This window comes from Gelidibacter sp., assembly GCF_035577925.1.
In the GTDB taxonomy this organism is placed as follows: Bacteria; Bacteroidota; Bacteroidia; order Flavobacteriales; family Flavobacteriaceae; genus Gelidibacter.
In genome coordinates, this window is the sequence record NZ_DATJCY010000408.1 from 1 (window position 1) to 7,332 (window position 7,332).

Annotated in this window: 10 protein-coding genes; 1 reads left to right on the top strand and 9 read right to left on the bottom strand. The window is 32.8% G+C overall.

What is annotated here, in order from left to right:
• From VNJ50_RS15280 to VNJ50_RS15315, 8 genes are all read right to left on the bottom strand, one after another.
• Positions 1-366: mechanosensitive ion channel family protein (locus tag VNJ50_RS15280; protein ID WP_414652913.1), on the bottom strand; the 366-nt coding region annotated here is incomplete at its 3' end.
• Positions 367-381: 15 nt separating this feature from the next.
• Positions 382-564 carry a hypothetical protein gene (locus VNJ50_RS15285; protein WP_325583158.1) on the bottom strand — a complete coding sequence of 61 codons (183 nt, stop codon included), beginning with the start codon at positions 562-564 and terminating at the stop codon, positions 382-384.
• A gap of 2 nt (positions 565-566) precedes the next feature.
• Positions 567-1,139: a sigma-70 family RNA polymerase sigma factor gene (locus VNJ50_RS15290; RefSeq protein WP_325583159.1), complete on the bottom strand. Its 573-nt coding sequence runs from the start codon at positions 1,137-1,139 to the stop codon at positions 567-569.
• A gap of 132 nt (positions 1,140-1,271) precedes the next feature.
• On the bottom strand, positions 1,272-1,688 hold the full coding sequence (aroQ, locus tag VNJ50_RS15295) for a type II 3-dehydroquinate dehydratase (RefSeq protein WP_325583160.1): 417 nt from the start codon (positions 1,686-1,688) through the stop codon (positions 1,272-1,274).
• 83 nt (positions 1,689-1,771) lie between these two features.
• A complete protein-coding gene (locus tag VNJ50_RS15300) occupies positions 1,772-2,383 on the bottom strand; it encodes an outer membrane beta-barrel protein (RefSeq protein WP_325583161.1) in 612 nt (203 codons plus the stop codon).
• 172 nt (positions 2,384-2,555) lie between these two features.
• Complete coding sequence (locus VNJ50_RS15305; RefSeq protein ID WP_325583162.1) at positions 2,556-3,194, bottom strand: porin family protein; 639 nt, start codon at positions 3,192-3,194, stop codon at positions 2,556-2,558.
• 171 nt (positions 3,195-3,365) lie between these two features.
• Positions 3,366-3,884 (bottom strand): porin family protein, encoded by a 519-nt coding sequence (locus VNJ50_RS15310; RefSeq protein ID WP_325583163.1) that lies wholly within the window; start codon positions 3,882-3,884, stop codon positions 3,366-3,368.
• A 192-nt stretch (positions 3,885-4,076) separates the two neighbouring features.
• A complete protein-coding gene (locus tag VNJ50_RS15315; RefSeq protein ID WP_325583164.1) occupies positions 4,077-4,595 on the bottom strand; it encodes an outer membrane beta-barrel protein in 519 nt (172 codons plus the stop codon).
• A gap of 161 nt (positions 4,596-4,756) precedes the next feature.
• On the opposite strand from VNJ50_RS15315, the gene xerA reads away from it, so the two are divergent.
• Complete coding sequence (xerA, locus tag VNJ50_RS15320) at positions 4,757-5,668, top strand: site-specific tyrosine recombinase/integron integrase (protein WP_325583165.1); 912 nt, start codon at positions 4,757-4,759, stop codon at positions 5,666-5,668.
• A 96-nt stretch (positions 5,669-5,764) separates the two neighbouring features.
• Here the strand turns inward: xerA and VNJ50_RS15325 are convergent, their stop codons facing one another.
• Entirely contained in the window at positions 5,765-6,697 is a 933-nt protein-coding gene (locus VNJ50_RS15325) for a hypothetical protein (RefSeq protein WP_325583166.1), read from the bottom strand.
• Positions 6,698-7,332: the final 635 nt, after the last annotated feature.

Genomic DNA, 7,332 nt, shown 5'->3' on the forward strand with positions numbered 1-7,332 from the left:
CAATGCACTGAAGAATCTTGGAAGGTAATTGATAAGCTTTCCTATTTCATTGGACAACAAGCTTAAGTTGAGCAATTCTGATCCAATGATGATGAAAATCAGGATTAAAAACCATTTCAAAAAAATAAGAATTATTTTATCCGGTTTAATTTTAATGCCAGAGTCCATAAAAGGAACTTCATTAAGCTTTTGGGCCAGGGCATCTATCTTAGAAAATTTCAGTGTCTTTTTGACTATAAAAAGAATAAGTTTTAAAACGATCCAACATACAATTATAAATAAAATGCCAAAAATAAGCTTCGGCAAAAACACATAGATATTATCGATTAAATTATCAAGAAGTGTAAAGTTTAGGTTTTCTTTCATTGGAAATAAATTAGGCTAGTTGTTGTTATTATTATTTTTGTTTTTAATGACATTACCGATAGTATCCGGATATTTCACAACCAGAAGATCGGTAATATCCAAAGCTAACTTGATCATATTGATATCATCAATGACCCGTGCCCTAATTTTGTCGGGCAGCTTTTCATTAGTAATTATTTTTTTAAAAGGATTTTCCATAATTACAACTGTTTATAAATCTGAAGTAATTTACTTTTCGCTCTGCTCAAGCGCATTTTTACTGCACTTTTGCCTAAATCTAATGCCATCTGTATATCTTCAATAGTCATATCATCTTGATACTTCATAAAAAGAATGGATTTATCGTTGGGATCTAGCACTTCTAAAGAATTCAAGAATTTTTCATGATTCAAATCAAAAATATCTTTATCATCAATCTCTTCATAAACCTGATTCAGCTGGTTTTCATCATCAGCATCTATAAACCTATCCTTACGTTTATTATAATCTCGTTGGACATGGTTAACACAATGGTTATAAGTAAAGGAATACAGCCATGTAGAAAATTTTGACTGATTTTTAAAAGTTCTGATTTTCAAAAAGAGCTTAACAAATATATCGTGTGTGATATCTTGCGCTTCTTCTTTGTTTTTCACAAAACTCAAACATTTATGATAGACGACTTCTGAATACCTATCATAAATAATTGCAAACAACTCAGAACTATTGGTTCTAATAATTTCAACAATAAGATCAGCATCACTAGTTGAGTTGTCTATCTGTAATTCTTCCAAATTAAATATAATGTGTACATAGAATTAGACACATAATTTTATTATAGGTCACATTTAAAACACTTATTTTTTAAATTATTTGGTAAACTACTGATGATCAATAAAATGTTGTGCGAATTTATGAGTTTATTTTTATAAAAAACTCTGTATTGCCAATTCATAACTCTGCAATCCGAAACCAATAATAATACCTTTGGCATTTGGCGCAATGAAGGATTGGTGCCTAAAATCTTCACGTGCAAACGTATTTGAAATATGCACTTCAATAACAGGCGTTGTGATGGCTTTTACAGCATCGCCAATACCTACAGAAGTATGCGTATATGCCGCAGCATTCAATATAATACCATCATAACTAAAACCAACTTCCTGAATTTTAGAAATCAGTTCGCCTTCAATATTCGATTGGAAATGGTCAATTTCAACATGAGGATATTTTGCTTTAACAGCATTTAAAAATTCAACTAATGAAAGATTTCCGTAAACATCCGGTTCTCTAGTGCCCAACAAATTCAAATTTGGACCATTAATAATTATCAGTTTTTTCATGCCATAAAAGTATAAAAAATAGGTGCAAAAAAAAACCACCAAACTAATGGTGGTTTTATATTGATTTGATTTAATCTTTCAAATTATAATTTAAACAACAAACCAAATTGTGCTGTTTCAAAAAAGTTGTTCAACACGTTGATGTTTCCGTCAAAGCTTGAGACTGCTTTACCGCCATCGGCTTTAGTTGATGTATAAGACAATACGTCAGCCAAACCGAATGAAATCGCAATTTTATCAGTTACAAAATAGTTGATTCCTAAGTTAAGACCAGCTCCAAAACCGTTGGCCTTAAAGTCGTTGATTTTATCTTTTTCTGTTGAATATTCAAGACCAAGTTCAGTATAGGTTTTAAAACGTTTGCCCAAGTCTAAGAAATAATAGCGTCCAAAAATACCTGCTCCAAAAGAATTATTATCTCTAACATCGGTTCCGGACACTTCTCTTTTTGACGAATTAAAGTTAGCTTGTACTCCAACAGCAAAATCTTCTGTTAAGAAATATCCCAGTTTTGGGTTGATTGTAAATCCGCTGGTTTTAATATCGGTGTTTTTATCGTTTGTGCTGTTATAGCCAAGATTTCCTTCAAGAATAATTCCACCTTCTTCAAAACCGTAAGTAGTTTCAGCCTCTTGCGCAAAGCCATTTGATAATCCAAAAACTGCAAATGCAGCCATAAACATGATTTTTTTCATTTCTAAAGTTTTTAAGTTTTTAATAAATTTGAGTGCCCAAAAGTAGTTTTACTTTTGATCTAAAAAAAACAAAAATCGAAGTAATTACTGGCATTTCATCGAATTTTTGACCTAAAAAAAACCGAAGTTTTCAGTTTCGGTTTTTATAATATTGATACTGTTTGGTTTGTGATTAAAATGAAAATCCAACTCCAAATTGCCAAACCGCATTTTTTGCATCTACATTTTTAAAAACCGAATTGTCTTTAAAAACATTGGTCAATCCGTAGGTATATCGTGCAGAAACCAAAAAGCCGTTACCAAATTTATAGCCGGCACCTACAGCAATATTGGTATCAAAATCCTTGATAAATGAATCATCCGCATCAATTACAACATCTCCACCTTCGGATGCTGGTTTATAGTCGATTTCTTCTTTTACCTTAAAACCAAACTGCGGTCCGGCTTCGGCATAAAGACCTTTTACCAAATATAATTTGGCCATTAAAGGCACTTGAATATAACTCAACTGGTATTCGACATTGTCTCCAACATCAAAAATGTCATCTTGATTTCTGCTTAAAACGGTAAACCCCTGACCTGAATATAATACTTCAGGTTGAAATGAAAATCGCCCACTGATTGGTATTTCCATAAATAGCCCTAAATTAAAGCTGGTTCTTGAGTCGAGATCTCCAATGTCATCGCCCGTTATATTAGAAAGGTTAACCCCACCCTTTACACCAAACTGTGTTGTTGTGTCATCTGCTTGCGCATATATGGCTGTAGCACTTAAAAAAGCCAAAACTGTTGCTAAAAATAATTTTTTCATAAAATATGTTTTTAAGTTAATACCTGATATACGTTAAGAAATACCTTACAGTATTTTACGTTAACATAATTTAACGCGATCATTTTAAGCTTTAACTTTTTATTTGCTAAAATGACTAACAAAAAAACCGAAGACAAAGCTTCGGTTTTATAATAAATTTATGATACAGTTTTAAAACATATAACCAACTCCAATATGTAAGGTGTTGTATCCTCCTTTTATGTTTAAGCCTTCTATTGGGCCACTAATTCTGTTGGTAAGCTCAAAACCATATCTTGCTTCCAGAAAGAAGTTTTCGTTGATCTTGTAATTTCCACCAAAAGTAAGGTCCAAACCAAAAGAGTTGGCACCTGTTTCCACTTCATCCAGTAAAAAATTGGCTTGAGGACCCGCTAAGATCCCAAACTTATCAGATACCATGTATTTTGCCAAAACAGGAATGTATAAAAAATTTGCTTCTGACGCGTTTGCATATAAAACTTCTGGTTGGATATGGAACTGCTCAGATATGGTAAAGTCCGCTACTCCACCAATAAAAAAACCCGATTCACTTTGTGTTGCTGATATTCCTTCATACTTAGCTTTAGCTGTTATATTGGCATATCCAGCCATAACTCCAAACTTTGATTGGGCATTGACGTTAGACATTGTAAAAACCGCAATTGCAACTACTAATAATATTTTCTTCATAATTTTTAAATAAGTTAGGTGAATTTAAGAGCACTAAAATAGTCTTAATGTTATTCCTAAACAACATCAAATAACATTACTGAAACTTTGTTTTTAAGTTCACCTATCAAACAGGAAATAACAGGTTTTTTGAATATAAAAAAACCGAAGATGAAGCTTCGGTTTTTATTAAACAAATTTTAATTTGATGACTTAGAACATATATCCAACACCAATATGCAACGTATTAATTCGATACTTAGCACCATCTGCTCCACTCATATCACTCAATCTATTGGTCAGTTCAAACCCATACCGTGCCTCTAAAAAGAAATTGTCAGTAATCTTATAATTTCCACCAAAAGTAAGCTCCAAACCAAAGTTACTTAAACCTTCAACTGCTTCTTCTAAAACAAAGTTTGCTTGAGGTCCTACTAAAATTCCAAATTCTTCAGATACCATATATTTTGCAAGTACAGGAATGTATAAAAAATTCACTTCTGATGCATTCGCATATAAAACTTCTGGTTGAATATGGAATTGCTCAGAGATGGTAAAATCCGCTACACCCCCAATGAAAAATCCGGAATCCCCACTTGATGCGGACGTGTTTTTCATGGTGAATTTTTGCTGAATGTTAGTGTATCCTGCCATCACTCCAAATTTTGATTGGGCATTGACATTAAAAAACCCAAAAACTGCAACAACAGCCACTAATAATAATTTTTTCATAATTTTCAAATTTAAGATTGGTAACTACAAACTAAACGCTTTTTTTGATACAAAAAGATAACAAGATCAAATTTATCGTTTCATGAAACGTTTTTTAAGGTTTAGAGTGGTTTCTGTTTCTAAAATATTATCATTGTATAAAAAATTAAAAGATCTTAACGATGAAATGGCATGATGCTCTAAATGATTATCAACTGTATTTAAAAATTGAACGCGGATTGTCTGAAAACTCAATCGCAAACTATGCTTTTGATATTAAGAAACTGATTAAATTTTTAGAAAAAAATGAGTTGGTAATTTCTCCTATCAACATTGATCATGGCGTTTTACAACAGTTTATTTATGAGATTTCCAAAAGTCTAAATGCCAGATCGCAAGCGCGGATTATTTCGGGATTACGCAGTTTTTTTGATTATCTCGTATTTGAGGATTATATCACTATCAATCCGTTGGATCATATTGAATCGCCAAAACTTGCACAAAAACTTCCGGACACTTTAAGTATTGACGAAATAAACGACTTAATTGCAGCCATAGATCTCACCAAAGAATACAATGGTCTAAGAATTGGTGAGCGCGACCGTACTATTCTAGAAACACTTTACAGTTGCGGACTTCGGGTTAGTGAACTGACCAATCTAAAAATCTCCGATCTTTTTTTTGATGAGGGCTTCATAAAAGTTACGGGCAAAGGTGATAAACAGCGTTTTGTACCCCTTAGTAAATCCACCCAAAAATATATCACTATTTATAAAAATGAAGTACGCACCAAAATAAATATTAAAAAGGAATATAAAGACACCCTCTTTTTAAATCATCAAGGAAAACAACTGACGCGCGCTATGATTTTTACGATCATTAAAAAACTGGCCAAAAAAATAGAGCTCAACAAAGTCATATCGCCACATACCTTTAGACACTCGTTTGCTTCCCACCTCTTACAAAACGGCGCCGATTTAAGGGCTATCCAACTCATGTTGGGCCATGAAAGCATAACCACCACCGAAATTTACATGCATGTAGATCGATCCCATTTAAGGGATGTTCTTCAAAAATTCCACCCGAGAAAGTGATTCAGAGTCAATTAACTGATCTATTCACTTTTTCATCTACGTTTTAAAAATATTTGACCTAGAATGAGCTGCACACAAAAATATACATCAAAAATTTTAATCAATTAATTCAAAACGCATCCACACAAAGGCTTTTTCAATAAGTTCCGAACCTTTGTTTCTTGCTCTTATGGGACCTTCTAAAATCATTTTCCCGTTTTTGTTTACATTTCTAAGCGGTATGGACAAGCCATCAAAGTGATCAAATAACAATTCGGAAGAAACATCTGAATCTTTTAGATATTTGGTGGTTTCATTTAGCTTTTTATTTCCTTGAAGAATAGCTAAAACATCATGAATTGCCACATTAATCCTTCGAGAATCGTGGTTTAATGCAATACTCGTGTCTTTTCCTTTCCAATCTTCGGAGTATTCCGCCACAAAAGTATCAATAAGGAACTCGGCATTCTTATCATTGGCCTGGTCCTGTGTTATCGCAAACACAAGAGAGTGATTAATATTTGGGTTACGCGTTAAGGGCCGCTTTGACTGGGTCACATGAATTTGATTGTTTCTATCGCCACATATTAGCGGTGTTGCTCCTTCCCACTCATTATTTAATCTTGGGGCCTGAATTCCGAAGCCTTCTAACTGCAGATCACCGAGTCCACATTCTGAAAATTTCATCTTTCTTTGGACATCCTTAGAAATAGGTTTTATCACTTTCCCTTTAGATTCATAGCGCACATGCTGATTGATCGAAAGATGTGCTATGCTGCCATTTTGGGTAGTAGAACTCTGAATTTCCAATAGTGTTACTTTCAATTTAATATTCTTGGGACTGGTTAAAGCTACAGTGGTGAGAACTGGCGCTTCCATAATAACGGTTCTTTTCTCATCGGCATCTTTTGTGCTTTTAGTCCTGGAAGACTTTTTAATCTCCTCGGCCCTTTCTTTCGCAGTCTTTTTAAAGTCACGATTTTGTGAATAAGACGAAATCGTCAATGAAAACAATAATAAGGACAAAAAAAATAAAAGTGGCTTTCTCATAATAAATAAGTTTTAAAGTTTGAGCAAATAAAAAAATAACGGCAATAGATAGTGCTGTTTTTCAGAGCCTAAAAATAAAAAATTGTTTAACATTTAATAAATTTAACAATTTTTTAATTATTTTCTCCATTAATTGTGCAATTGGCCGCTACTACTGATTGTTTTGCGGTTTTTGTCGAGAATTTGAAATTTATATTTTGGAACAGGCAACCAAAAAATCCCATAATAGTTGGTCATTTTATTATTTATTATCCTAACAGATATTAAAAATACCCATCAATCAAAGCTTTAAGCTTCTCAAAAACCATTTCTTTTTTCTTTCTAAATCATCTGTAGGGGAAAATCGAGAAACGGGTAGTAAAATTTGTGAATTTCTATTATTTTAAACTGTGGGAGTTTTCAGGGGATTTACAGATGGATCCCATTTATTCGATGTTCTGGATTTTTTTTCAAGAAACAGACATAACAACAAATCAGTCAACAAGATATAAATAATTTTAAGGCCAATTTACAGCCTCACGTTTATATTTCACACTATATTCCTTGGTGAAATTTACAAACTGATTTGTTGCTGTTTATTATTTTGATTGCCCTATATTTGCTCCCTTAAAAAATAGATATCTATGAAGAAATAT